Below are 25,432 nucleotides of genomic sequence, written 5' to 3' on the forward strand. Positions count from 1 at the left end.
GCCATAGTGGCCCTGGACCGAAAGATGTAACGAGCAACCAGGAAGCCCGTGGACACGGACGAAAGCGCCGACAGCAGCACACAGCCCCAGACCCGGCCGGAGGACCCGGCGCACTCCGCCGGGTGGCGCCGCTGGGCCATGGACACCCGTCCCCTGCGCCGTCCGGCCTACCGCCGGCTGTGGTCCTCGACCATCGTCACCGCCGTCGGCAGCCAGCTCACCGCTGTTGCGGTGCCCAAGCAGATCTACGACATCACCGGGTCCTCGGCGTGGGTCGGCTACGCCAGCCTCGCCGGTCTGCTGCCGATGGTCGTGTTCGCGCTGTGGGGCGGAGCGGTCGCCGACACCGTGGACCGCCGCAAGCTGCTCCTGGTCACCAACAGCGGCATCGCCGTCACCTCGCTGCTGTTCTGGGTGCAGGCCGTCACCCGGCTCGACTCGGTCGTGGCCCTGATGGCCCTGCTCGCCGTGCAGCAGGCCTTCTTCGGTCTCAACTCCCCGGCCCGCAACGCCTCCATCGCCCGCCTGGTCCCCGAGCACGAACTGCCCGCAGCCAACGCCCTCGGCTCCACCGTCATGCAGACCGGGCTGGTGGCCGGACCGCTGCTCGCCGGCGCCCTCATCCCCGTCATCGGGCTGCCCGAGCTCTACCTGATGGACGCCCTGGCCCTGTGCGTCACGGTGTGGGCGGTGCTGCGCCTGCCGTCGCTGCCGCCCCTGGCGGGCTCGGCGGCCCGCCGCGCGGGCCTGCGGGAGATCGCGGCCGGGTTCCGCTACATCTCGGGGCACACGGTGCTGCTGCTGTCCTTCCTCGCAGACATCATCGCCATGGTCTTCGGCATGCCTCGCGCCCTGTTCCCGCAGCTCGCCGCCCAGACCTACGCCTCGTACGGCGAGGGGCTCGCGCTCGGCCTGCTGTTCGCGGCGATCCCCATCGGCGCGGTGGTCGGCGGCCTGTTCTCCGGCACGTTCTCGCGGGCGCGCCGGCACGGCTGGATGGTCATCGGCGCGGTCACGGCCTGGGGCGTGGCCATCGCCGGGTTCGGCGTGAGCCGCAACCTGTGGATCGCCGTCGCGTTCCTGGCCGCCGCCGGAGTCGCCGACATGGTCTCCATGGTCTTCCGCGGCGCGATCCTGCTCTCCGCCGCCACCGACGAGATGCGCGGCCGCATGCAGGGCGTTTTCACGGTCGTCGTCGCGGGCGGTCCGCGCCTGGCCGACGTGCTGCACGGCACGGCCGGCTCGGCCCTCGGCCCCCGCGCGGCCGTCGCGGGCGGCGGCCTGCTGGTCGTCGCCCTCATGCTGGGCCTGGCGGCGGCCGTACCGGCGCTGCGCCGCTACCGCATCTGACCGGCCTGTCTACATGGCCCCGCGCCGGTGGAGCGCGTACTGCTCCATCAGCTTGCTCCGGGTCGTCTCCAGCCGGTGGGCGAGGATCTCGGCGACGGTCCGCACCAGCGACAGCCCGAGCAGCGGATCCTCCACGCACAGCGCGAGCACCGCCGCCGCGTCGAACTCGTAGGCGCGCACCTGACTGAAGGCCTCGGCCCCGAAGTCCCACTGGTACGGAGGGAACAGCCAGGACCAGCCGAGCAGATCGCCCGCGCCGAGGCTCGCGACCGTCACCCGGCGGGAGGGCGTCACCTGCTGGTCCAGGTGGACGGCGCCGGAGCGGATGACCCAGAAGCGGTCGGCCGTGCCGCCCGCCTCGAAGATCCTCGTGTCCTCGGGGAAGGAGACCTCGTGCGCCAACTCCATCAGACGCTCGCGCTGCTGCTGGGGAAGGGCGGTCAGCAGTTTTATCGCTTTGGTCATGACCAGGGCTCCTCGCCGGCGATCGGTTCCGCGCATTTCCCTACGCCCATTTCAGCCGCTGCCGGCGCCCCGGGCACCTCGGCGGACGCGACTTCCGCTCACCGGGACGGGGGCTGTTCGGGTGTCCCGCGCTGAAAGGTCGCGTACAGCAGCCACAGCGACGGTACGAGCACCACCGCGCCGACGCCCAGCGCGACGAGGATCGCCGACAGCACGGACCCGGTGGCCGCTGCCTGGGTGACTGTGGTGCCGCCGACCAGCATGGCCGGGTACTGCGCCGCGCCCCACGCCCACAGGATCGCGGCGACCGCCAGGGCGGCGGCCGCGCGGGCCGCAACGAAGCGCCGCCTGGTCAGCAGGACGAGGCCGACGAGCCCCGCCACCGCGCTGACGATCACCAGCGGCAGGGCACGGTGGGTCAGCCCGTGGAACAGCTCCGGCGCATCCGCGCGCAGCACCGCGATGCCCGCGCAGGCCACGGCGCCCGCGGCCAGGCCGCTGGACACGGCGTCCCGGGCGAAGGCCGAGGCAAGCTCGGGCCGGCCCTCACGGCCGGCGTCGGCGCACAGGTACACGGCGGCCAGATGCGCGCAGGTCACCACGGCCAGCACGCCGCCCAGCAGCGACGTCGGATTGAGCCAGCTGGTGACCACGTCGCCCTGGGCGAGCCCCGGCGGGACCCGGCCGGAGGCGACACCACCGGCGACCGTGCCGAGGAAGAACGGCGTGAGCAGCGACGACAGCGCGAAGCAGGCGCCGAACAACCGCTGCTGCCACAGCTCGGTGCTGGCCTTGCGGAAGGCGAAGGCGGCACCCCGCGCGATGATGCCCAGCGCCGCCAGGGTCAGCGGGAGGTACAGGGTGGACATCACCGCGGCGAAGACGGACGAGAACGCCGACCACAGCACCACGACCACGAAGATGAGCCACACGTGGTTGGCCTCCCAGACCGGCCCGATGCTGTGCTCGATCAGGCGGCGCCGCGCCCGGCCGCGCTCGGCGCCGCCCGCCAGCAGGTCCCACACGCCGGCGCCGAAGTCGGCACCGCCGAACAGGGCGTAGCAGGTCAGGCCCACCCACATGACGGCGAGCGCGGCGTTGGCGAGCACGGTCACCTCCAGCGGCTTCGGCGACGTACGACAGGACGGCTCAGACGACGGGATACCGTGCGACGTCCTCCTCCTGCGGGGCGCGCGGCACCGGGGTACCACGGGCCAGGCGCCGAAGGACGTAGACCGTCGCGACGGTCATGGCGGCGTACACCACCAGCACCAGCCACAGCCCCGCCATCAGCCCCGGAGCCGGGTTGACGGCGTCCCGCACGCGCATCACCCCCCACACGATCCACGGCTGCCGGCCCAGCTCGGTCACGCTCCAGCCGCTCTCCAGAGCCACCACCGCCGCCGGCCCGCTGACCGCGGCCAGCGCGAGGAACAGGCGGGGGGTGGAGAGCTCACCGCCGGTGCGGCGGCGGCGCCACCAGGCCCACAGCAGCCACAGGCCCAGTGCCAGCAGGAAGAAGCCGATCGCGACCATCAGGTCGAACGCCCAGTGCACGCCGGTGACCGGCGGCCGCTGGCCGCGCGGGACGCGGTCGAGGCCCTGCACGACGGTGTCGGGGGCGTAGCCGACCAGCAGGGACAGGCCGTCGGGAATCTCCAGGCCGTACTTCAGGCCGTCCGTGCCCGCGATGCCTCCGATCGTCAGCGGGACGTGCGGGCCGGTGTGGTACACGCCCTCCATCGCCGCGAGCTTGGCCGGCTGGTAGTCGGACAGGAAGCGCGCCGCCCAGTCGCCCACGACGATCTGGAACGGCGTCACGATCGCGCCCAGCGTGAAGGGGATGAAGAACCCCGCCCGGTGGTAGGTGTCGCGGCGCCCGCGCAGGAGGGCCACGGCGTACACGGAGGCGGTCAGGAACGCTGCCACCATGAAGGCGGCCAGGATCATGTGCACCGTCTGCGGCGGGCTGGCGGGGTTGAGCATCGCCGCCCACGGGTCGACGCGGACCACCTTCCCGTCGCGCAGGGTGAAGCCGCGCGGCTGGTTCATCCAGGCGTTGGCGCACACCACGAAGAACGCCGAGGCGGTGCCCGCGATCACGATGGGGATGCCGGTCAGCAGATGCCGGCGGGGCGGCAGCCGGTCCCAGGCGTACAGGTAGATGCCGAGGAAGATCGCCTCGACGAAGAAGGCGATGCCCTCCAGTGCGAAGGGCAGCCCGATCACCTGGCCGAACGTGCCCATCAGGCCGGGCCACAGCAGCCCCATCTCGAAGCTGAGGATCGTCCCGGAGACGGCACCCACGGCGAACAGCACGCCCATGGCGCGCGCCCACCGGCGGGCCAGCAACTGGTGGGCCGGGTTGCCGGTGCGGATGCCGTACCACTCGGCGAAGAGTGTGAGGGCCGGGAGTCCCACCCCGAGGCAGGCCACGATGATGTGCCAGGCGAGCGAGAAACCCATCTGGGCCCGCGCCGCCGCCAGATCGCCTTCCGAGACCCGGTGGGCCGCGTACACGGCGAGCACCCACGGGCCGGTGAGCAGAGTGCGCATCACGAGTCCCGTCGTACCCGGACGGAACGACCCCAATCGGCTTCGCCCTGGAGAGAAACCCGAAGACATGAAAAGCCCTGGCTGGACGGGGGAAACCAGCCAGGGCCGTTTGCGGCGGCGTACGGAGGACGGTTCCGGTCGACCCCGTCGCCGCGTATGAATGAACCGTAAACCATCTCGGCCGTTCCGCGTAACCGGAAGCGGGTCACGTGACCGGTTTCACTTTGCGGTCACCCGGCGGCCGACGCGACGACCCTGATCGTCTCCAGCCGGGGGTCACCGGCGTCCGGGAGGTTCATGCCCGCGGCATGACCGGTGGTCAGGTAGCGCAGCACCGGCTCGGTGAGGCGTTCGCCGGGCAGGACGGCCGGGATCCCCGGCGGGTACGGCGTGACCATCTCCGCCGCGATCCGCCCCGCGGCCTCGGCGACCGGCACATGCTCGGCGGGCCCGAAGAACGCGTCCCGCGGCAGCCGCACCTGCTCCAGCGCAGCTCGGCAGGCGCGGGCACGTCCGCCCGCGGGGCGAGGGCGAGATCCGGCGCGGCATGCGCGAGGTCCTCCAGCGCGGCCAGCAGCTCCCGGGTCGTCTCGTGGTCGTCGCCGTGGGTGATCTGCGCGCCGATGCGGCGGTGGTCGGTCAGGTGCGCGTCCACGCCGCGGTGTTCGCGCAGCCAGTCGGCCGCCTGGTAGCCCGTGATCCCGAGCCCGGCGAGGGCGATGACGACGGGCAGCGGGTCGAAGTCGTCGGCCAGTCCGGGGCCGCAGAAGTCGGCGCGGTCGTTGACGTGCACTCCGTCGACCTCCTCGATCGCGGACCGGACCTCGGCCGCCAGGTCCAGCGTGCCGCCCATGATCTCCCGCCCGCGCAGGGCCATCTGCCGGCGCCAGCCGTCCAGTCCGGCGTAGATCAGGACCGACGGGCTGGTGGTGCCCAGCAGGTCCGCGCGCATCTTCAGCAGCTCCGGGGGGACGAGGTCGCCCTGCAGATGGAAGACGGACCCCTGCTCCAGGCCGCTGCCCATCTTGTGGATGCTCGTCACGCAGATGTCGGCGCCCGCGTCCATCGCCCAGGACGGCAGGTCCGGGTGGAAGGGCAGGTGCGCGCCCCACGCCTCGTCCACGATCAGCGGGAGACCGCGCCGGTGGCAGACCTCGGCGACCGAGTGCAGGTCCGCACAGGCGCCGTACGGGGTCGGGCTGGTGATCAGCGCGCCCTTGGCGTCCGGGTGGGCCGCGAAGACCTGCTTGAACTCCTCGGCCGACGGGGGATGGGCGATGTGCCGCTCCGCGTCCCGGCGGGGCTCGACCCAGAGGGGTTCGATGCCGGCCAGGATGAGGCCCGACACGACCCACTTGTGGACGTCCCGGCCGATCAGCAGCTTCTCGTGCGGGCCGGCGACGGCCAGCATCGCCGCCTTGACGGACAGGGAACCCCGCACGTCGTGAAGAACGTGTGCTCGGCGCGCACGGCGTCCGCCATCAGCTCCTCGGCCCGCTCCAGGACGCGTCCCCGGGTGAGCCGGTCGTCCAGGCCGCCCGAGGCCAGCACGTCACCCAAAAAGACCGCGTCGCCCAGCACCTCCCGCACCGCGGGATCGGCGCCGCGGGCCTGCTTGTGCCCCGGAGGCGTGAACGACAACCGGCCCGCGCGGCGGTAGTCGAGGAGTGCTTCAGAACCGGTGCTCGGGTGTGGTCGACAGCCATGGCCGCACGGGTGGCCGGAACCGTCGGCGCCAATCAGCCGGTACAGCCCACCAGTCAGGGGACATCGGCCCGGGGCTCGGCCGCGCCCACGTAGGGACGGTCAGTCCACGTAGGGACGGTCAGTCCACGTACGGACCGTCGGCCGACGTCCGGAGGCACAGCCGATGTCCACGGTCAACCCTGCCCGCCGTGTTTGCCCGGGGTGAGGATCTCGTCCAGCACGCGCAGGACGGTCTCGTACGCCAGCGCCCGTACGGCCGCCTCCCGTGACCCGTCCGGGTCGTCCGGCCCGAGGGCCTCCCGGCGTCCCCGCCACTTCCGCTCCTCCTCCACCGCGCAGGACCGGGCGCGCTGGATCCGCCGCAACAGCTCGTCTGAGTCCACGACATCGGTCATGCACTCCGCCTACCCGCGCACGCCGTTCCAGATGGCCCCCGCCCGCGGAGAAGAGGTTTGGCGGGCCCGGGAGAGGTCAGCCGAACCAAGAGGCCTGCAGTGTGCGCGCAGTGCGAGGGCTTCCGCCGCGGCCGAGAGTGCACCCTCGGCCGCCGGGGCCCGCGGTGCTCCGGCCGGGTCCGGCTTCTTTTCTTCACCACCGAGGGAGCGAGGAAATGTGCGAGAAGCACAGGACCACCCCCACCGCCGGGCCGTCGTCCGGTGCGGACCGGCCCGGGCAGCCCCGACCGTGCAAACCGGCCGACGCACGCCGGGCGGTGGAACGCGCGGTCACCGAATGCTGCCGCGCCACCCACACGCCGTGTGATGCGGGCGCCCTCTCCGACGCCCAGCTCATCGCCTCGGAGCTCACCGCCAACGCGATTCTGCACGGCGGCGGCGTGACCGACTTCCACGTCGATGTGGTCGGGCGCGGCGTGCGCGTGTGCGTGAGCGACCGCAGCGATGGGCGGCCGGTGGCCCGACCGCCCGTGGACCGGCAGGGCCGGCGCCAGGTCGGCGGCCGCGGCTGGCCGATCGTGTGCCGACTGGCACGGGACGTCCGGGTGTGGGACCTCCCGTCCGGCGGCAAGTGCATCACCGCCCTGGTGTCCCTGTCCTGACCGCGCTGCCGGGCGTCTCCTCCTGCAAAGCATTGCCGGGTGCAATGAATTTTGAAGAAGCGGAGTTTGTTCCTTCGCCTCCAGGGCAGATGGAATCTCGTGCTTCGGACCGGAGGCGCGCCAGCGGGAGCGGTATGGCTGCTCCGGGAGGCCCTCCAGGTGCACCGGACAGCACTACCCCTTCCGCGGTAATTCCCTGAAGACCACCGTTCAGGAGCGATTCCGCATGCTCATCGATATGTCGACCAGCCGTCCCGGCACGCCCGAAGACCAGGCCGCTCCCGCCCGTCGGCCGCACGACGACGCCCCTGACACCGCAGCCCTCTTCAAGCGTCTGGCCACTTTGGAGGACGGACCCGAACGGGACGCCGTCCGCGACGAACTCGTGACCGCGTGGCTGCCCATGGCACACCGCATCGCCGGCCGGTTCCGCGACCGTGGGGAGTCGATCGAGGACCTGCGGCAGGTGGCGGCACTGGGGCTGGTGAAGGCGATCGACCGCTTCGACCCGGACCGCGGGGCCTTCGAGAGCTACGCCGTGCCGACCATCACCGGCGAGGTCAAGCGGCACTTCCGGGACCGGATGTGGGCGCTCCGGGTGCCCCGGCGGGTGCAGGAGCTGCGCAACAAGGTGCGCGTGGCGCGCCGTGAGCTGACGCAGAACCCCGGCAGCCCCGAGCCCTCGGTCGCCGACATCGCCGCCCACACCGGGCTGACGGAGGAAGAGGTCAGCACCGGGATGGAGGCTCTTGACAGCTTCAGCACCCTGTCGCTGGACGCCGAGCTGTCGGCGGGCGGCGAAGGCTACAGCCTCGTGGACACCCTCGGCGCGTCGGACTCCTCGTACGACGTCGTCGTCGACCGCGAGTCCGCGAAGGAGGGACTGCGCCGGCTTCCCGAACGTGAACGCGCCATTCTCTATATGCGCTTCTTCGAGGACATGACACAAAGCCACATCGCCGACCGGCTGGGCATCTCCCAGATGCACGTCTCCCGGCTCATCAGCCGCAGCTGCGCCCGCGTCCGCGACGAGGTGCTGACCGAACGGGCGAAGCGCCGCAGCGGCACGGGACCGCGTCCGGCCACCGCCTGAGCCCTGCCTCCGGGACGCCGAGCGCTTCGTGAACCGTGCGGCCACCGCAGTGCGGTGGCCGCACGGCCGAGCCTGCTCCGGGCCGTTCCCCGCCGACACGCCGTTCGGCCCGTGGCTGCTGGTGCTCGTCGCGGCCGGCCTGGTGCTGTTCGGCCTGTTCTTGCGCTGGGGCGGGTTCTGACCAGCTTCTTTCTGCTGTCCTCCCCGCGTCGGGTCTGAGCCGCCTCGCGCGGGGAACACGGACCGGATGAACGAAGACGAGCTTTCGCCCAACGGCCGGGCCGTGGAGGTGTACCTCGACCTACTGCGCATCCGGATGCCCGAGGAGGACTACGAGCTCCTGCACACCGTGGTCGACCCGGTTCTTCGGGCGATCGACGAGCAGGGCCCGGCCACCGTCGACTTCCCGCTGGACGCCGCCCAGGCGCAGGGGGTGCCCCAGGAGATACGGGACGAGGCCGCCCTGGTCATCGCCACGGCGGTCACCGGGAGGCTGGACAACGAACTGGTCGTGCTGGACATCGACGAGACCGGCCCGGTCCGGGTGGTCACCGACGCGGCGACCGCATCGGACCCGGCACGTCTGACCGAGATCGCCGACTACATCCGCGACCGGCACCGGGAGACCGAGGAACTGCGGCAGATCGCCGAAGTGAGTGATCTGCCCACGGACTTCTGACCCCACGGCGACAGGATTGCTGCTCGGCCGCTCCCCGGCACGGACCTCCGGCCTGGCCCGCACCGACACGGCCCCACCGACAGGGCCCGGTCCGTCACCGCTTCGGCGTCGCCACCGGCACGCCCAGCGGGCGGGCCAGGCCGACCACGGCCTCGTCCAGGCGCTGCAGATGCCGCAGCACCCGGTCGGTGATCCGGCCGTAGCGCGGTGCGCCGGGCGCCTCAGGCTCCAGCAGGGACGCGATGCTCGGCCCCGTCTCGATCTCGGCCGTGGCGTGTTCGTCCGCGACGTGCGCGGCGATCGCCGCGATGTTGTGGGTGATACGGCGGCAGGCCTGACGCAGGCGGGGCTCCGCCGCGATCGAGGGATGGGTGGGCAGCAGGTCGGCGGTCGCGGCCAGGGAACGGGCGTGGTAGGCACAGGTCTCCAGCAGCGCGACGACGTACTGGGCCGTGTTGCGTCGGGCCCGCAGCGGGGTGATCGGGTGGGTCAGCGGCTGTGTGGCCGCCCGCAGGTCACCGAGCGCCTTGTCGAGGTCGCGCGCCTTGTCGAGCAGGTCGGTGGCGGGCTCGCCGCTGAGCTGGTCGACGGCGGCGTCGGTGACGTCGGCGAGCCGCTCCAGCACCGTGACGAGCAGTTCGTTCGTACGGCGGTCCGTGTGCACCGGCAGCACCAGTGCCGCCGCGATGATCCCGCACGCCACGCCGAGCGCGGTCTCCTCCACGCGCAGCACGAGCACCTCCAGGCTGTACTTGTGCAGCAGTGTGTACAGCAGCCCGAGCGCCGCGGTCACGAAGAAGGACATCAGCGTGTGCGACAGCGGGGCCGTGTAGAACATCGCGAACACGAACACCAGCACCAGCGCCAGCGCCGTCCAGATGTGCGGCCCGACCAGCCCCGCCAGCACGATACCGGCCACGACACCGAGCACGGTGCCCACCAGGCGGCGGTAGCCCTTGACCACGATCTCGCCCGTGGAGGAGGTGTTGACGAAGACGATCCAGCAGGTCAGCACCGCCCAGTACCAGCGCTGGCTGGAGAGGAATTCGCCGCCGACGATGGCCAGGGCCGAACCCACGGCGACCTGCACGGCCGCACGTGTGGTGGGCCGCTGCAGCCCGGCGGGCTGCTCGTCCGCCCGTTCGCCCTCCTCGGCGCCCTCGATGGCGGCGTTCTCGGCGTCGAGTTCCTCCCGCGATCGGGCCGTCGCGGGCGTGTCGTCGGACTCGTCCTGCGGTCCGTCGAGCGCGAGACGGAGCCCGAGCACCGCCCGCGCGGTCTCGCCGATGCCGCGGAAGACGTCCTGGACGCGGCAGATTCTCCTCGTCGCGGTAGCCGAGCAGGCGGTTGCGCACGTGCGCCAGCCCGGTCCCGCCGCCCTCCCCGACCGGCCGACGCACGAGCGCCCGCAGCGCCTGGAGGTCGCGGCGGAGCATGTCGGTCGCCTCGTCCCGCACCGGGAGGTGGCCGCCCGACGGCACGGGCGCGCCGGGCAGGTGCAGGGTGAGCGTGTTCGCCCGCTCGGCGCTGCGGGCGTTGAGCAGGAGCAGCCCCAGCCGCTCGGCGGCGATCTCGGCGCCCGCGATCCGCCGCTGCACCAGGCGGGCCACGGCCTCGTCGGAGGTCCCGTCCTCCAGCCGCCCCTGGATCATCATGGCGGTCTCGTGCAGACGGGCGGTGCCCTCGCGCACGGCCTCCAGGGCCTTGTCCACCTCGTCGGGACCGGCGTCGAGGAGTTCGAGCTGCGCGGACACCAGCTGGGCCAGGCGCACGCGGAAGGCCTCCCGCAGCCGTTGCAGGATGCCCGCGGGCGTCTCGTGCACGACCACGAACCGTACGAAGGCGCTGCAGGCGAAGGCGATGGCGATGACGCCGTACAGCCCCGGCAGCTTCGCCACGGTGGCGCCGACGAACAGGGACAGGAAGTAGATCTGGAAGCCGATGAGACCGAGCGCGGTGCCCCGGTCACCGAACCGGCGCCCGTAGACGGCGCAGAAGATCAGGACGACGAAGAAGATGTCACCGGCCACGGCCCGGGAATTGAGCAGTGCACCCAGCGACACCGACGCCAGCGCCACGGGAAGACCGAGGGCGAGCGTGACGGCCTGCCGGCGGCGCTGCTTCTCGCGGATGGCGAAGGTGGCCACCATCGACGCGATCGCCCCGGCCACCAGATGGGTCACGGGGGCGCCCAGCACGCCGAGGACGGCCAGCGTCAGGGCGATGGCGCCCGCCGTCCGCGACCCGGCGGCCAGCCTCAGCAGCCCGGGATCGGATGCCGCGATGCGATCCCTCAGCCGCGCCCAGACCGACCCCGCCGCTGCCCTCACGCCGCCGTACTCTCTCCCGTTCCCCCGGTGATGATCCGCTTCCCCAGCATGGCACGCCACGGCCGGTCCGCCCGTCGCGGCCCGGCCGTACCCGGCGGCACTCTCCGCGCGCGGCGTCACAGCTCCCGCGGCCGCGTCCTCTCGATGTGCTCCTGCACCTGTTCCCGCGTCAGATACGTGTCGGTGTACTCGAAGTCCTTCAGCTTGGCGGGCTTGCGGGCCTGGAAGCCGGTGCGTACGAAGTCGTACCCGGCGACCGCGTTGAGCAGCCAGTTCGTCAGGACCCGGGTCTTGGCGACGTTCGTGCGCAGCGCCCCAAGGTGGTAGCCGCGGGCCACCGCCTGGGCGGGCACCCCGCTCAGATCGACGCCCAGCGGCTTGGCGACGGCGTCCTTGCCGCCGAGGTCGACGACGAGGCCCAGGTCCTTGTGCTCGTACGGCTGCATCGGCTGGTTGCGCAGTGTCGCGATGACGTTCTCGGCGACCTTCCTGCCCTGCCGCATGGCGTGCTGCGCGGTCGGCGGGCAGACCGCGCCGTCTCCCTTGGCCAGGTCGGGCACGGCGGCGGAGTCGCCGAGCGCGAACACCCCGTCGTGGCCGGGCAGACACATCTCGGCGGTGACCGCCAGCCGGCCCTTGACCGTGTCCGCGCCGAGCGTGGCGATGAGCGGGCTCGCCACCACGCCCGCCGTCCAGATCAGGGTGCGGGTGGGCACCACCCGGCCGTCGGTGAAGGTGACCTCCTCCGGCCCGGCCTTCGCGATGGATACCCCCAGTGAGATCTCGATGCCGCGTCGGCGCAGGATCTCCTGGGCGCTGCGGCCCAGCTTGTCGCCCAGCTCCGGCATCAGCTTCGGCGCGATGTCGATCAGGTGCCACTTGATCAGGCCGGGGTCCAGCCGGGGGTAGCGCTTCACCGCGGCGTGCGTCAGGCGCTGCAGGCACGCGGCGGTCTCGGTGCCGGCGTACCCGCCGCCGACCACCACGAACTGCAGCCGCGAGGCGCGCTCGGCCGGGTCCTCGCTGGCGTCGGCCAGGTCGAGCTGGGAGATGACGTGGTCGCGGATGTAGGCGGCCTCGGCGAGCGTCTTCATGCCGAAGGCGTGCTCCGTCAGGCCCGGGATGTCGAATGTGCGGGTGACGCTGCCGGGGGCCAGCACGATGTAGTCGTACGGCTCGTCGACCATCCGGTCGGTGATGGTGCGGACGACGCAGACCTTGGCCTTCAGGTCCACTCCGATGGCCCCGCCCGGAATGATGCGGGTGCGGTACTTCTTGCTGCGGCGCAGGGAGAGGGCGATCGACTGGGGCGTCAGGACGCCGGAGGCGACCTCGGGCAGCAGCGGCAGGTAGAGCTGGTAGGCGAACGGCGTCAGCAGGGTGACGTCGGCCTCGTAGGGGGCGAGTTTGCGTTCCAGGCGGCGAACGCACTCCACTCCCGCGAAGCCTGCGCCAACCACCAGGATCCTGGGTCGTGTCACGGTGTTCATCCCTTCTGCGGCTCCAGGCGGTCTGCCTCGACGTCCTGCGCCTGCCCCGGATCGCTGCTTCGTACCTCACCGATCCCACCGTGCCCTCGGACACGCCGCCGGCCCGGCACGGTAGGCGGACGAACCCGTCGAACACCACCATGCCTGCCACCGGCTGCGAGCGCACCGGGCACGAGTGATCCGGCCGCCCAGGACACCGCGTGGCCCGGTTTGCCTGACGGTTCCCAAGATCGGCGCCGTATCGCGCGGGGTTCCGGAGGCCGGGTGGCGTGTCGCGCGGGCGGGTTCCGGAGGCCGGGTGGCTAGTCGCGCCCGCGCGTTCCCGAGGCCCGGTGGCGTTGTCTCGGCGGCGCGTTCCCGAGGCCGGGCGCGTACCGCGTCGGCGGCTGCCCGAGAACGGCTGCCGTAACGCGCCCGCGGCTTCCCGGCTCTGCCCGGTGTACCGCTCCCGCCGGGCCTGGAGTGCTCGGCATGGGGGAGACAGAGCCCGTATCGGGGTTCCGCAAGCAGAACATTGCCGCCGTGGACGTGGAGCGGCTGGTGGCCGCGCTGGACCAGCAGGACGCGGCCGCGGGCGTACGGCGGTTGCGCGCCTGGGCGTACGAGGCGCTCGCCGTCCGCGCCGGGGAACGCGCGCTCGACGTCGGTTCCGGCACCGGCTGCCAGACCGGGCGGCTCGCGGACGCCGTCGGCCCGGACGGCGACGCGCTCGGCATCGAACCCAACCCCGGGCTGCGTGCCGTCGCCGAGGAACGGGCGGCCGCGGCCGGCAGCCGCGCCCGCTTCACGGACAGCGACGCGCTCGCGCTGCCGCTGCCCGACGCGTCGGTGAACGTCCTGTGGTGCGAACGGGTGCTCCAGCACCTGACGGAGGCGGACCGCGCGGTCGCCGAGAAGCAGGCCGGCTGAGCCGATGGCCCGGATCAGGGCGCGCTCCCCGTACTGCTCGCCGCCGGGTGCGGCGACCGCGTAGACGCGGTCGCTGACGAAGACGAGCCGGTCGCCGGGCCGGAGGGCGAACTCCTGGGCGACGTAGTCGGTCTCCTCGAACATGCCGAGCGGGAGCTGCTGCTCGAAGGGGACGGCGGTGAACGGCCCGGTCGCGCACGCGCAGCATCCGCGGGGAGCCCGCGTCGACCACCTGCATGCGCCCGGTGGACAGCTCAGGTCCAGCAGCAGCACGGACAGGTAGGCCCGCCCGCCGAAGTACGCGTAGATCGCCTGGTCGGCGAGCGCCGCCTGGTCCGCGACGGGGATGCCCGCCCGGCGCGCGTTGCGCAGCGCGTTGATGCCGAGGTTGGTCAGCAGCGAGGCCTCGATGCCCTCGCCCGTGCCATTGGTGAGGCACAGCATCAGCCGGTCGGCGGTGGCGGACCAGTCGACGTTGTCACCGAAGATGCCGTAGGCGGGCTCCAGTTGGGCGCCGAGCGCGTACTCGGGACCGGAACAGGAGCGGGCCGGCAGCAGCTGCCACTGCATTTCCGCCGCGAATGTGAGGCGGTCCGTGCGGCGGGCCCGTCAGATACAGGTCGGTGTCGCGCTCGGCGACGACCACCTCGTGGCCGGGCGCCCGCGCCACCTCGGCGAGTTCGGCGAGCTGCTCCCCGGGCCGCGGCGGCCGACGCCATCATGACGGACAGCACGCCGAGCCGGCAGCGGCGTGCCGCCGGTGGCGTTGAGGATCTCTGCCGTGAGGAAGCTCGCTCGCTGCGAGGCGAGGAACACGTAGGCCGGTGCCATCTCGGCCGGCTGGGCCGGCCGCCCGAGCGGCGCCTGCTTGCCGAACTCCCGGGTGTCCGGGAGCGTCGCCGGAATCAGCGGCGTCCACACCGGCCCGGGAGCGACGGCGTTGACGCGGATCCCGTCCTCCGCGACCATCTGCGCCAGCCCCTGGGTGAACGTGACAATGGCGGCCTTGGTCATGGCGTAGTCGAGCAGATGCGGGCTCGGCTTGTAGGCCTGCACGGACGTGGTGTTGATGATCGAGGCCCCGGCGCGCATGTGCGGCAGCGACAGCTTGCACAGCCAGAACGTGCCGTACAGGTTCGTGTGCACCACCCGGTCGAACTGCTCGGTGGAGATGGCCCCGATGCCGTCCGGCTGGGACATCTGACAGGCCGCGTTGTTGACCAGCACGTCGATGCGGCCGAACTCGCAGACGGTGCGGTCCACCAGCTCCCGGCACTGCCGCTCCTCGCGGATGTCGCACGCCACGGGAACCGCCGTGCGCCCGGCCTCCTCGACCAGCCGGGCGGTCTCCCAGGCCTCCTTCTCCTCCTCGGGCAGGTGGGTGAAGACGACGTCGGCCCCCTCCCGCGCGAAGGCGATCGCCACGGCCCGGCCGATGCCCGAGTCGCCGCCCGTCAGCAGCGTCCTGCGACCCGTGAGCTGGTCGCTGCCCCGGTACGAGTCCTCCCCGTGGTCCGGTGGCGGGCCCATGGGCCCGGTCCAGCCCGGGTGTTCCTGGTCCTGCTGCGGGAACTCCGGCCGAGGGTGCTGCGTCGTGGGAGGCAAAACCCGGGTACACGGACGGGTTTTGCCCAGAGCTTGGACGTGCACCCCGCCCGCTCCGCGCAGCGGACGGCGCCAGGCGTCCCGCTTGGCGTTCGAGGCGTTCGACCAGCACACACTGCTGCATTGAAGAACCCCGGCCCCGGAAACGCGGATGACCGCCTCGCAGCCATCGCCGTTCGGCCTCACCGCCGAATCCGGACCGTCCTCGGTCGTGGTGCGCATCGCCGGCGACCTCGACTACGCGACGCACGGCGAACTCGTGGAGACCGTCACCTCGCTGCTCGCCCGGCGGCATGCCGCGCGGCATCCGATGGCCGAGCTGCACCTGGACTTCTCGCGGCTCGACAGCGTCGACTCCTCCGGCCTGTCCGCCCTGCTGCTCATCCGGCGCCGCACGGACGAGGCGGGCGTCGGCCTTCACCGGGACGCGCGCCCTGCCGTACTGGAGCGCCTGCTCGACATGACGGAAACCCTCGAGTGGCTCACCGCCCCCGCGCACGACGCAGCCGAGCAGCGGCGGCCGGGCACGGGCTGAACACGCCCGGCGCGGGCCCGGCTCCGGGCAGGTGCGCGCGGGCCGAAACGCTCCGAATGCCAGTGCGGCAGCAGGGTAGTTGGTGCTGTGGAGCCGGGCGTGGACCGTCCGTCCACCGGTTCCCGACCCGTCCATTCGCCCGGGGAGGAAGGAGCAGCGTGGCCATCGACAGAATCTGGTCGTACGCCCCGCAGGTCGGCGCCGTCGAGGGGCTGGACCTGACGGGCTTCGCCGTCGTCGCCACCGACGGTACGATCGGCCATGTGGACCGGCAGGCCGACCACTTCGGCATGCGGCACCTGGTCGTCGACACCGGTGTCTGGGTGTTCGGCAAGAGCGTCCTCGTGCCGGTCGGCGTCGTCACCGGCATCGACACGGAGGACCGGAGGATAGCGGTGGCCTACACCCGCGGGGAGGTCAAGGCGGCGCCCCGCTTCCGGACCGACAGCGAGACCCTGGACCCGGAGTACCTGACGAGCGTGGGCGACTACTACCACCGGCTGCCGCCGCGCGAGACCACCACGGCCTGACCCGGCACGGCGACGGACTCGCGGGCTTGCACACGGTTCCCAACCCCGAGGGCTGCTGGCCGTGCACGACAACAGCGCCGTCGTCCCGGCGGTCGCATACGGGGCCGGCGATCTTCCCCTCGGTCACCACGGCAACGGATACGGCTGGCCCCTGATCATCCGGCTCGCGCGCGAGATCGCCATCGACAGGCGTCCCTGGGGCGGCAAGGCCATCAGTGTGCTGGTGCCGCTGCGCGACGTCTTTGGGCAGTCGCCGCAGGGCTGAGCGTTCGTACCGTCCGGACGTGTGCCGGCTCCCCGGCTCACCAGGGCAGGAAGACGTGTACGTCCTTGCCGTGGTCGTTGGTGACGACGCTGACCTGGTTGCACAGCGTGTGGACCAGATGCCAGCCGATGCCGCCACTGCCGCGGCTGGGGTGGAACGGGCGCGGTGCCGGCGGCGTGGTGCTGGTGTCGCTCAGCGTCACGTGCACACCGTCGAAGGTGCGGCGCATGCGCAGCTCGAAGGGACCCGGCGCGTACTGGACCGCGTTCGCGGCGAGCTCCGTGACCACCAGCAATATGTCGTCCCAGTGCTCGGGCGCCGCCGGCGGAGCGGAGCGCGCGAGGTCGTCGAGGAACTCCTCCGCGGCCAGGCGCGCACCCGTGACATGGTGCAGCTCGCCCGCGAAGCGAGCGGTGCGGCTCGGAATTCCCTCGGAGGCCAGTGTGTCGTCCCCACGCGGCTCGGTTGCCATATTGCCTTCCCGGCCCGGCGTCAGCAGGGCGTCGTCCTTTCTTTCCCTTGCGTCCCACTGTCTAGTTCCCGTGGGCGCAAAGCCTACGCGTGGGTGTCCGGTGGGACGGGTCTCAGCACCTTCGCAGCACGGGACCTTCACAGCACGGGGCCGCCGCTGCCTCGCCGGCCCTGCACCCCACCGGGGCGGGCGGGTGCCAGATCGTTTGTGGCGGGATTGTCCGCGGCCGCAGGCGCTGATCCGCGCGCCGGTCCCGGCCCGGGACCCGGCTCGCGGATCGTGTGGCCCGGGACTCAGCCGAAGGCCGTCCAGGACGCGCCATGGTGGACCGCCGGCAGGACGGCCAGCACCAGCAGGTCGGCGATGCCCAGGCCCAGCCCGATCAGCGCCCGGAAACGGCGTGGGGTGCCCCTGCGCAGGGCCACCAGGGCGAGGACGATCGCGACGGGACCCAGCACCAGGTTCAGCACGACCAGACCGACCAGACCCAGCACGAAGGAGGACACGGCCATGCCCTCGGTGTCCGCCTTCCGGTGCTGCGCCGGGGCGGCGCTGTCCACCGCACCGGTCAGGCCCTCCCCGCTCGGCTCCGCCGCCGGCGTTCACGCACGGCGAAAACGGCCAGCCACACGACGATGACGGCACTGGCAGCCAGGGTGACGGGCCAGGGCAGGTAGGCCACCGATCCGAGGACGACGGCCAGCAGCAGGAGTGCCGCGACGAGGAAGAGCACCGCTCACCTCCCGGTCCGAAGCGGCTCGGCGGGAATCGGGAGAGGTTCTGCAGCAATCGGAGTTCGGCATGTCGGGAACATGCCGACACTGCCGACACTGGTTTCCCGAAGCGGAGAAGTCACGCCTGCGCGCGGTGAGTTGGTCAGCGGAAGACGTTGTCGGAGTCGTCCCAGTCGGCCCAGTCGGCCGCCGGTTCGTGGGGCACGGGCCGACGCGGTGTGCGGTTCCGTGCCTGGTACATGGCGTCGATCTCGAACGCGTAGTGCCGCACTATGGCGTCCCTGCGCAGCTTCATCGACGGCGTGAGCAGCCCGCTGGCCACGTCGAAGGGCTCCGGGAGCACCCGGAAGACCCGGATGGACTCCGAGCGGGACACGGCGCTGTTGGCGGCCGCGACCGCCCGTCCGATCTCCTCCCGCAGCGCGTTCTGCTCGCGCGCCTCCCGGCCCGGCGTGTCCCCCTGCAGCGCCAGCGCCGCACGCCAGTGCGCCAGGAACTCCGGGTCCAGCGTGATCAGCGCCCCGACGCAGGGGCGGTTGTCGCCCACGACCACCGCCTGGTGGACGAGCGGATGCATCCGCAGCCGCTGCTCCAACAGCGCCGGGGCCACGCTCTTGCCGCTGCTGGTGATGATGATGTCCTTCTTGCGCCCGGTGATCGTCAGGTATCCCTCGGCGTCCAGGTGCCCGATGTCCCCGGTGGCCAGCCAGCCCCCGCGCAGCGCGGCCCGGTTCGCGGCCTCGTCGTTGACGTAGCCCTGGAACACCGACGGTCCCCGCACCAGGATCTCCCCGTCGTCGGCCACCTGGATCTCGGTGCCCGGCAGGGCCTTGCCCACGGTCCCGGACTTCTCCCGGCCCAGCGGCTGCATGGTGATCCCGCCCGCGGTCTCCGTGAGCCCGTACCCGTCGTGCACGTAGATGCCGATGCCCTCGTAGAACAGCGAGAGTTCGCGGCTGAGCGGTGAGCCGCCGGAGGTGGCGCGGACTACTCTGCCGCCCAGCGCGGCCCGCAGCTTGCGGTACACCGTCCGCTCGTACAGGGCGTGTTGCAGCCGCAGGTCGAACCCGGGGCCCGGGCCGCGGCCCAGCCGCTGCCGCTCCAGGGCCGCGGCGAAGTCCCGCGCCGTGCCGGCCGCCCGCTCGAACAGCGCGCCGCGACCCGCCTGCTGGGCCGTGCGCAGGAAGTTCTTGTAGATCTTCTCGAACATGGACGGCACGCCATAGAAGTACGTCGGCCGGAAGGTGCGCAGCGCCGACGACAGCGCCGCCTCGCTCATGTCGGGCTCGTGGGCCATCAGGATGCCGCCGCGGATGCACAGGCCCTGGATCATCAGGCCGTACACGTGGGAGAACGGCAGGAAGGCGAGGACGGAGGCCTGCTCGCCCGGCGGCGCGGCCGTGTGGCCCCAGCCCGCCAGCAGCGTGTCGCAGGGGCTCGCCAGCGCGCGGTGGCTCAGCGCACACCCCATGGCGTGGCCCGCGGTGCCGGAGGTGTAGGCGATCACGGCCGTCGCGTCCGGCAGCACGATCCGGCGCAGCGAGTCGACCGTGGTCAGCGGTATCGACGCTCCCCGTTCCACCAGCTGCGCCAGTGCCCCGGCGTCCAGCTGCCACACATGCTGCAGCCGGGGCAGCGTCGCGCAGACGGAGCCGACCGTCATGACGCCCTGCTCGTCCTCGACGACCACCGCCACACACCCGGAGTCCCGCAGGATCCACTCGGCCTGGTCGCGCGACGAGGCCGGGTAGATCGGGACGACCTCGGCCCCCACGGCCCACAGCGCATAGGCGAGCACCGTCCACTCGTACCGGGTGCGCGCCATGATCGCCACGCGGTGACCCGGCGAGATCCCGGAGGCGACCAACCCCCTGGCCAAATCGGCCACTTCGTCGCGCAGCTCGGCGGCGGTCACCTCCTCCCACACGGAGGAGGCGGGGTCGGGACGGCGCGCGAGCACCGGCCGGGTCGGATGGATCTCCGCGGTCTCGAAGATGCTGTCGGCGAGCCCGCCGGTCAGGGACGAGACGGCGGGCGGAGCGAGGGCGAAACCGCGCATGCACTGCTCCTGGTGTGTACGGAGGGTTACTCCGCCGACGAGTACCGTTGTCGACGCTGGTCGAATGTAGCCCAGTCGGAGCGCGGCGGGTGCCCGGAACCGGGAAGTAACCCTGTTTTGGTGATCTCGGCCCGTTCGGGGACTCGGGAGGCACGAGTGACGTCAATTCGGATCCCGAACCGGAACGGACCCCCGGGCTGGAACCCGGCGGGAGCGTGCCGCCGGGCGGGACCTCGCCCGCGGAGAGCAGCCTACCCGAGGCGGGGCCCCGGGGAGACGCACAACCCGCCCAAGGGCCGGGCGAAGGCGCCGCTCACCCTGATCCTCGCCCTCGTCGTGCTGGTCGCGGCCTTCTTCCTGGTGTACGCCCTGGTCCTGATCCTGTGAGGGCCGGTGGCCGCGGGGCCTCACCCCTGGGTGTGGCGCACGCACTCGGTGACGACGTCCCGCAGGCTCCCGGTCCGCTCCATCAGCTCCCGCTGCACCCGGGCGCCGTTGCCGCGCCGCAGCAACTCGGCCACGGCCTCGCGTGCCCGGCCGAGGTCGCCTGCGTCGGCGAGGGCGTCGCCGACGTGATCCAGCAGCGCCCGCACCACCGACTCCGCCGGCAGCCGCCGCATGGTCGCCGGGTGGAGCAGCTCCCGGGCCAGTCCGGCCCGCGCGGCCTGCCACGCGGCCAGCCGCAGCAGGCTCACGCTGTGGTCCGCCGGCTCCCGTCCCGCCCGCCACTCGCGTGCGGCGGTCTCCACGAGTCCGCGGACGAGCATGGCGATCAGCCGTGCGTTCTCCGCGTGCAGACACACGTCCGCGACCCGGACCTCCACCGTCGGGTACCGCTGGGACAGGCGCGCGTCGAAGTACACCATCGCCTCGTCGAGAATGACGCCGGTGGCCACCATGTTCGCCACCCGCCGGTGGTACCGCTCGGGCGACCCGAACAGCTCGGTCGGACCGGCCGACGGCCAGCGGTCCCACACCCGGCTGCGGTAGCTGTCGTAGCGGGAGTCCTGGCCCTGCCAGAAAGGGGAGTTCGCGCTGAGCGCCACCAGCACCGGCAGCCAGGGCCGGATGCGGTCGACGACGGCGACGCCCTCCTCGTCGGACTCCACGGCCACGTGCACATGACAGCCGCAGACCAGCTGCTCCTGCGTGGCGATGCCGTACTGCACGGCCATCCACTGGTAGCGGCGGTTCATGCCGATGGACGGGCTGACCGGCAGCGGGGAGGCAGCCAGCGCCGCCACCGCGCAGCCGATCTCCCCGGCGTGCCGGGCCGCCTCCTTGCGGCAGCGGACGATCTCTTCGCCGAGTTTCGCCATGTCCGTCTGCGGATGCGTGGCGAACTCCAGCATCTGCCCGTACAGCTCCTTCTCGAACACGCCCTGGTCCGTGTCGTCCTGCGCGGCCCGGGCGAGCACCGCGGCGGACAGTGCCTTCGGCACACCCGTCTCCGGATCGACCAGGAGGAGCTCCTCCTCCACTCCGACGGTCCGCACCTCTTGCCGCCTTTCTGCCCGTCTGCCACGACGCCGGGGGATCGCCGGGTCGTACGACCCCCGACTGCCCCGGGACGGCGGTCGGACACATGGCTGCGGCGCACGGATCCGGCGGCCGGCCCGGGACGGGCCCGCTCGGACGGTGTGCGGCTCGGACGGGTGTGCGGCTCAGACGGTGTACGGCGTCAGCCAGACCGTGGCGAGGGGCGGCAGGGTGAGGCGGAGGTGCCCGTCCTCCGGTTTGACGGGGTCGGGGTTGGTGACGTCGCTGCCGCCGTAGCGCGCGGCATCGGTGTTGAGGGTCTCGGACCAGGCGGTGACGTCGTCCGGGACGCCGAGGCGGTGGTCGTGGCGGACGACGGGGGAGAAGTTCGACACCGCCAGCAGCGGGGTGCCCTCGGCGTCGTAGCGCAGGAACGCGTAGACGTTGTCGTCGGCGGCGTCCACGGCGACCCACCGGAAACCCTCGGGCCGGGTGTCGCGCTGCCACAGGGCCGGGGTGGCGCGGTAGAGCGTGTTGAGGTCGCGCACCAGGTCCTGTATGCCGCGGTGGTCGCCCGCGGCGCAGTAGCCGTCGTCGAGCAGCCACCACTCGGGGCCGTGCGTCTGGGACCACTCGCCGCCCTGGGCGAACTCCTGCCCCATGAACAGCAGCTGCTTTCCGGGATGGGCCCACATGTAGCCCAGGTACGCCCGGTGGTTGGCGCGGCGCTGCCACCAGTCGCCGGGCATCTTCGACACCAGCGCCCGTTTGCCGTGCACCACCTCGTCGTGGGAGATCGGCAGGACGTAGTTCTCGCTGTAGGCGTACACCATGGCGAAGGTCATCTCGTCGTGGTGGTACCTGCGGTGGATGGGCTCGTGGCTCATGTACTCCAGCGAGTCGTGCATCCAGCCCATGTTCCACTTCAGCCCGAAGCCCAGACCGCCGCTGTCGGTGGGCGCGGTCACCCCGCCCCAGGCGGTGGACTCCTCGGCGATGGTCACCACCCCCGGGACGCGCCGGTAGACGGTGGCGTTCATCTCCTGCAGGAAGGCGACCGCGTCCAGGTCCTCCCGGCCGCCGTGGATGTTGGGGGCCCACTGGCCGGAGTCCCGCGAGTAGTCGAGGTACAGCATGGAGGCGACCGCGTCCACGCGCAGCCCGTCGATGTGGAACTCCTCGCACCAGTACACGGCGTTCGCGACCAGGAAGTTGCGCACCTCGGTCCGGCCGAGGTCGAACTCGTACGTCCCCCAGTCCGGGTGCTCGGCGCGCCGCGCGTCCCCGGGTTCGTACAGCGGGTCCCCGTCGAAGCGGGCCAGCGCCCAGTCGTCCTTGGGGAAGTGGGCCGGCACCCAGTCCATGATCACGCCGATGCCGGCCCGGTGGCAGGCGTCCACGAAGTACCGGAAGTCGTCCGGGGTGCCGAGGCGGGCGGTCGGGGCGTAGTAGGAGGTGACCTGGTAGCCCCAGGAGCCGCCGAAGGGGTGCTCGGCGACCGGCATCAGCTCCACGTGCGTGAAGCCCATGTCCTTGACGTACGCGGGGAGTTCTTCGGCCAGTTCGCGGTACGTCAGTCCCGGCCGCCAGGAGGGAAGGTGGACCTCGTACACCGAGAACGGCGCCTCGTGCACCGGGGTGGCGGCGCGGTGGGCCATCCACTCCCGGTCGCCCCACTCGTGGTGCGAGGCCGTCACGACGGACGCCGTCGCGGGCGGCATCTCCGTGCGGCGCGCCATCGGGTCGGCCTTGAGGAGCCGGCCGCCGTACTGCGAGGTGATCTCGAACTTGTACCGCGCCCCCTCGCCGATGCCCGGCAGGAACAGCTCCCACACTCCCGAGGCACCGAGGGACCGCATGGGGAACGCCGTCCCGTCCCAGAAGGTGAAGTCACCGGCCACCCGGACGCCCCGCGCGTTCGGCGCCCACACCGTGAACCGGGTGCCGCTCACACCCTGGTGGGTCATGGGCTCCGCGCCGAGCGCCCGCCACAGCTGCTCGTGCCGGCCCTCCCGGATGAGGTGCAGGTCGAGCTCGCCGAGGGCGGGCAGGAAGCGGTAGGGGTCGTGGACCTCGTACTCGTCGGCCCCGTACGCCACGACCAGCGTGTACGCGGGAATCGCGGCGAGTGGCAGCACGGCCGAGAACAGGCCGTCGCCCTCGGAAGTGAGCGGTGTCCGCTCACCGTCGATCACGACGCCGACGGCACGGGCGAACGGACGCAGTGCCCGGAAGGCGATGCCGCCCGGGACCGCGTGCGCGCCGAGCAGCGCGTGCGGATCGTGGTGGGCACCGGACAGGAGGCGCTCACGGTCGGCGGGGTCCAGGGGCGGGGCCGTCCCGTCCGCGCCCGAAGCGGGCGGGAGCGGGACGGACGGCTCGGGAAGTGGGGTGTCGCGCAGTGCCACCGGTTCAGCCTCCTCTCACGGCGAGACGTTCGATCGCCGCCATGGGTACGGCGAGCCAGTCGGGGCGGTGCCGGGCCTCGTACAGCACTTCGTACACGGCACGGTCCGTCTCGTAGGCCCGCAGCAGGGCGTGTTTCTTGCGGGGGTCCCAGCCGGCCCGGGAGGCGTAGCCCGCGCAGTACGCCTCCCGGCAGCGGCGCGCCCACTCCGGGCGCCAGGGGCGGCGCTGCCGGGCGGCGTAGTCGAAGGAGCGCAGCATGCCCGCGACGTCCCGTACGGGGGACTCGGCGGTGCGACGCTCGGCGAGCGGACGGGACGGCTCGCCCTCGAAGTCGATGACGAACCACTCGCGTCCGGCCCGCAGCACCTGCCCGAGGTGCAGGTCGCCGTGGATGCGCTGGGCGGGCGGCCCGGCGTCGCAGCTGGCGAGCGCGGCGAACGCGGTCCGCAGCCGGGCCGCGTAGGGTTGCAGCGCGGGCACGCAGTGGGTTGTGGCCTCCAGGCGCTCGGTCATCCCCGCCGCCGTGCGTGCGATCTCCTGGTGCGCGCCGGTGGGGAAGGCGGTGGCCAGCGCCAGGTGCACCTCCGCCGTCGCCTGCCCCAGCTCGTGCGCCTGGGCGGTGAAGACGTCACCGGTGGCCAGCGCGCGCAGCGCCAGCGTCCAGCCGTCGGAGGCGTCGGGCAGGAACGGCTGGAGCACGCCGAGCGTCGCCGCCTGCGGCCGGGTGGTGCGGAACCAGGCCACGGGGGCGGGGACGCGGACGCAGCCATGCCGGGCGAGGGCCCACGGCACCTCCAGGTCCGGGTTGATGCCGGGCTGGATGCGGCGGAAGACCTTCAGGATGAACTCGTCGCCGTACACGATCGAGGAGTTGGACTGCTCGGCGTCCAGCAGTCGCGGCACGAGCCCGCCGGGGACGGGCACGGACCGGTCCGCCTCGAAGCGCAGGGGGCCGGCCGTGCCGGGGTGGCGCAGCCGCTCCAGCAGCAGCTGCGCCGAGCGCGGGTCGTACAGCGCGTCGTAGATCGCGACGCCGGCCAGCGGACCCTCCACGGCCCGGCCGATGAAGGCCCGGTGCAGGCGCGGGGCGAGCTGCTCCCGTACGCCGAGCAGCAGTTGGTAGCAGTCGGCGGGCGGGGGAGTGCCGGCGGCCGCGGGGACACCGGCGTGATCGGCGTGGACCAGCAGATGCAGACAGCCCGGGAACAGCTCCGTCATGGACAGCAGGCGCAGGTCGGTGACGGGTCGGTCCTTGCCGGCGAACCAGCGCTGGCATGGCAGCCACTCGCGCAGCAGACCGCCGAGCGAGGCCATGGGCCCGGCGAGACCCGTGGTGCTCGGCTGGAGGAATGCGGTCTTCGACATGGGCACGCCTCCTTTCGTCGGCCACACGCTCAAACTCGTCGGCCGATCCGGGATGCGACTCGGGTGAGCCGGAACCAGTAGAAGCCGTGTCCCGCGAGGGTCAGCAGGTAGGGGAGTTCACCGATGGCGGGGAAGCGGACGCCGCCGATGAGCTCGACCGGGTGCCGGCCGTCGTATGCGCGCAGGTCGAGTTCGGTGGGCTGGGGGAAGCGGGAGAAGTTGTTCACGCACAGGACGAGGTCGTCCTTGTACTCGCGCAGGAACGCGATGACCGCCGGGTTGGAGGACTGCAGTTCCCTGTACGAGCCGAGTCCGAAGGCGTGGTTCTGCTTGCGGATCTCGA

22 protein-coding genes and 5 pseudogenes are annotated in these 25,432 nt (G+C 72.3%); 10 read left to right on the forward strand and 17 right to left on the reverse strand.

Translation table 11 applies throughout. The features are described 5' to 3' along the window. The first annotated feature begins 48 nt into the window (after positions 1–48). Complete coding sequence (locus ABZV31_RS08775) at positions 49–1,350, forward strand: MFS transporter (RefSeq protein ID WP_355889996.1); 1,302 nt, start codon at positions 49–51, stop codon at positions 1,348–1,350. A gap of 9 nt (positions 1,351–1,359) precedes the next feature. Here ABZV31_RS08775 and ABZV31_RS08780 read toward each other — a convergent pair whose 3' ends face one another. The 5 genes and pseudogenes from ABZV31_RS08780 to ABZV31_RS08800 form a co-directional block, all read right to left on the reverse strand. Further along, positions 1,360–1,815: a cyclic nucleotide-binding domain-containing protein gene (locus ABZV31_RS08780; RefSeq protein ID WP_355889999.1), complete on the reverse strand. Its 456-nt coding sequence runs from the start codon at positions 1,813–1,815 to the stop codon at positions 1,360–1,362. A gap of 98 nt (positions 1,816–1,913) precedes the next feature. After that, positions 1,914–2,924 carry a cytochrome d ubiquinol oxidase subunit II gene (locus ABZV31_RS08785; RefSeq protein ID WP_355890002.1) on the reverse strand — a complete coding sequence of 337 codons (1,011 nt, stop codon included), beginning with the start codon at positions 2,922–2,924 and terminating at the stop codon, positions 1,914–1,916. A gap of 40 nt (positions 2,925–2,964) precedes the next feature. Continuing rightward, entirely contained in the window at positions 2,965–4,371 is a 1,407-nt protein-coding gene (locus ABZV31_RS08790) for a cytochrome ubiquinol oxidase subunit I (RefSeq protein WP_355890112.1), read from the reverse strand. 230 nt (positions 4,372–4,601) lie between these two features. Beyond that, positions 4,602–6,077 (reverse strand): annotated as a pseudogene (locus ABZV31_RS08795) (ornithine decarboxylase). 174 nt (positions 6,078–6,251) lie between these two features. After that, a complete protein-coding gene (locus ABZV31_RS08800; protein ID WP_355890005.1) occupies positions 6,252–6,473 on the reverse strand; it encodes a 3-deoxy-D-manno-octulosonic acid transferase in 222 nt (73 codons plus the stop codon). Positions 6,474–6,688: 215 nt separating this feature from the next. Between ABZV31_RS08800 and ABZV31_RS08805 the strand changes: the two genes are divergently transcribed. From ABZV31_RS08805 to ABZV31_RS08820, 4 genes are all read left to right on the forward strand, one after another. Then, positions 6,689–7,135 carry an ATP-binding protein gene (locus ABZV31_RS08805; protein ID WP_355890008.1) on the forward strand — a complete coding sequence of 149 codons (447 nt, stop codon included), beginning with the start codon at positions 6,689–6,691 and terminating at the stop codon, positions 7,133–7,135. A gap of 226 nt (positions 7,136–7,361) precedes the next feature. Further along, entirely contained in the window at positions 7,362–8,228 is an 867-nt protein-coding gene (locus ABZV31_RS08810; protein WP_355890010.1) for a SigB/SigF/SigG family RNA polymerase sigma factor, read from the forward strand. A 28-nt stretch (positions 8,229–8,256) separates the two neighbouring features. Continuing rightward, a complete protein-coding gene (locus ABZV31_RS08815) occupies positions 8,257–8,409 on the forward strand; it encodes a DUF1206 domain-containing protein (protein ID WP_355890013.1) in 153 nt (50 codons plus the stop codon). 66 nt (positions 8,410–8,475) lie between these two features. Further along, the gene (locus ABZV31_RS08820) at positions 8,476–8,907 is read left to right on the forward strand and encodes a hypothetical protein (protein ID WP_355890015.1); all 432 of its coding nucleotides are present in this window, start codon (positions 8,476–8,478) and stop codon (positions 8,905–8,907) included. Between the two features lie 94 nt (positions 8,908–9,001). Here ABZV31_RS08820 and ABZV31_RS08825 read toward each other — a convergent pair. Both ABZV31_RS08825 and ABZV31_RS08830 read right to left on the reverse strand, forming a co-directional pair. Continuing rightward, positions 9,002–11,237 (reverse strand): annotated as a pseudogene (locus tag ABZV31_RS08825) (FUSC family protein). Positions 11,238–11,353: 116 nt separating this feature from the next. After that, positions 11,354–12,727, reverse strand: a complete 1,374-nt coding sequence (locus ABZV31_RS08830; RefSeq protein ID WP_355890017.1) for an NAD(P)/FAD-dependent oxidoreductase — start codon at positions 12,725–12,727, stop codon at positions 11,354–11,356. A gap of 471 nt (positions 12,728–13,198) precedes the next feature. Here ABZV31_RS08830 and ABZV31_RS08835 point away from each other — a divergent pair, with 471 nt between their 5' ends. Next, positions 13,199–13,636, forward strand: a complete 438-nt coding sequence (locus ABZV31_RS08835) for a methyltransferase domain-containing protein (RefSeq protein WP_355890115.1) — start codon at positions 13,199–13,201, stop codon at positions 13,634–13,636. Between the two features lie 54 nt (positions 13,637–13,690). Here the strand turns inward: ABZV31_RS08835 and ABZV31_RS08840 are convergent. Next, positions 13,691–14,206: pseudogene (locus ABZV31_RS08840) on the reverse strand (SpoIIE family protein phosphatase); the annotation flags it as partial. Between the two features lie 171 nt (positions 14,207–14,377). Next, positions 14,378–15,241, reverse strand: a pseudogene (locus ABZV31_RS08845) (SDR family oxidoreductase); the annotation flags it as partial. A gap of 151 nt (positions 15,242–15,392) precedes the next feature. Here ABZV31_RS08845 and ABZV31_RS08850 point away from each other — a divergent pair. From ABZV31_RS08850 to ABZV31_RS08860, 3 genes are all read left to right on the forward strand, one after another. Then, positions 15,393–15,776 carry an STAS domain-containing protein gene (locus tag ABZV31_RS08850; RefSeq protein WP_355890020.1) on the forward strand — a complete coding sequence of 128 codons (384 nt, stop codon included), beginning with the start codon at positions 15,393–15,395 and terminating at the stop codon, positions 15,774–15,776. A 158-nt stretch (positions 15,777–15,934) separates the two neighbouring features. Beyond that, entirely contained in the window at positions 15,935–16,306 is a 372-nt protein-coding gene (locus ABZV31_RS08855) for a PRC-barrel domain containing protein (RefSeq protein ID WP_355890022.1), read from the forward strand. A 61-nt stretch (positions 16,307–16,367) separates the two neighbouring features. Further along, entirely contained in the window at positions 16,368–16,571 is a 204-nt protein-coding gene (locus ABZV31_RS08860; RefSeq protein WP_355890025.1) for a hypothetical protein, read from the forward strand. A gap of 37 nt (positions 16,572–16,608) precedes the next feature. On the opposite strand, the gene ABZV31_RS08865 is transcribed toward ABZV31_RS08860, so the two are convergent. From ABZV31_RS08865 to ABZV31_RS08880, 4 genes are all read right to left on the reverse strand, one after another. Further along, complete coding sequence (locus tag ABZV31_RS08865) at positions 16,609–17,043, reverse strand: ATP-binding protein (protein WP_355890028.1); 435 nt, start codon at positions 17,041–17,043, stop codon at positions 16,609–16,611. A 293-nt stretch (positions 17,044–17,336) separates the two neighbouring features. Then, complete coding sequence (locus tag ABZV31_RS08870) at positions 17,337–17,555, reverse strand: DUF4190 domain-containing protein (protein WP_355890117.1); 219 nt, start codon at positions 17,553–17,555, stop codon at positions 17,337–17,339. Positions 17,556–17,611: 56 nt separating this feature from the next. Next, a complete protein-coding gene (locus ABZV31_RS08875) occupies positions 17,612–17,776 on the reverse strand; it encodes a hypothetical protein (protein ID WP_355890031.1) in 165 nt (54 codons plus the stop codon). Between the two features lie 143 nt (positions 17,777–17,919). Beyond that, positions 17,920–19,836: an AMP-dependent synthetase/ligase gene (locus tag ABZV31_RS08880; RefSeq protein WP_355890033.1), complete on the reverse strand. Its 1,917-nt coding sequence runs from the start codon at positions 19,834–19,836 to the stop codon at positions 17,920–17,922. Between the two features lie 252 nt (positions 19,837–20,088). Between ABZV31_RS08880 and ABZV31_RS08885 the strand changes: the two are divergent. Beyond that, a pseudogene (locus tag ABZV31_RS08885) lies at positions 20,089–20,223 on the forward strand (DUF6480 family protein); the annotation flags it as partial. 20 nt (positions 20,224–20,243) lie between these two features. Here ABZV31_RS08885 and ABZV31_RS08890 read toward each other — a convergent pair. The 4 genes from ABZV31_RS08890 to ABZV31_RS08905 all read right to left on the reverse strand — a co-directional run. Further along, positions 20,244–21,332: a glutamate--cysteine ligase gene (locus ABZV31_RS08890; protein WP_355890036.1), complete on the reverse strand. Its 1,089-nt coding sequence runs from the start codon at positions 21,330–21,332 to the stop codon at positions 20,244–20,246. A gap of 168 nt (positions 21,333–21,500) precedes the next feature. After that, positions 21,501–23,723 (reverse strand): 1,4-alpha-glucan branching enzyme, encoded by a 2,223-nt coding sequence (glgB, locus tag ABZV31_RS08895; RefSeq protein ID WP_355890038.1) that lies wholly within the window; start codon positions 23,721–23,723, stop codon positions 21,501–21,503. Positions 23,724–23,727: 4 nt separating this feature from the next. Next, positions 23,728–25,089, reverse strand: a complete 1,362-nt coding sequence (locus tag ABZV31_RS08900; protein WP_355890041.1) for a maltokinase — start codon at positions 25,087–25,089, stop codon at positions 23,728–23,730. Positions 25,090–25,118: 29 nt separating this feature from the next. After that, positions 25,119–25,432: alpha-glucosidase C-terminal domain-containing protein (locus ABZV31_RS08905; protein WP_355890043.1), on the reverse strand; the 314-nt coding region annotated here is incomplete at its 5' end.

This window comes from Streptomyces sp. NPDC005202, from assembly GCF_040608235.1.
In the GTDB taxonomy this organism is placed as follows: domain Bacteria; phylum Actinomycetota; class Actinomycetes; order Streptomycetales; family Streptomycetaceae; genus Streptomyces.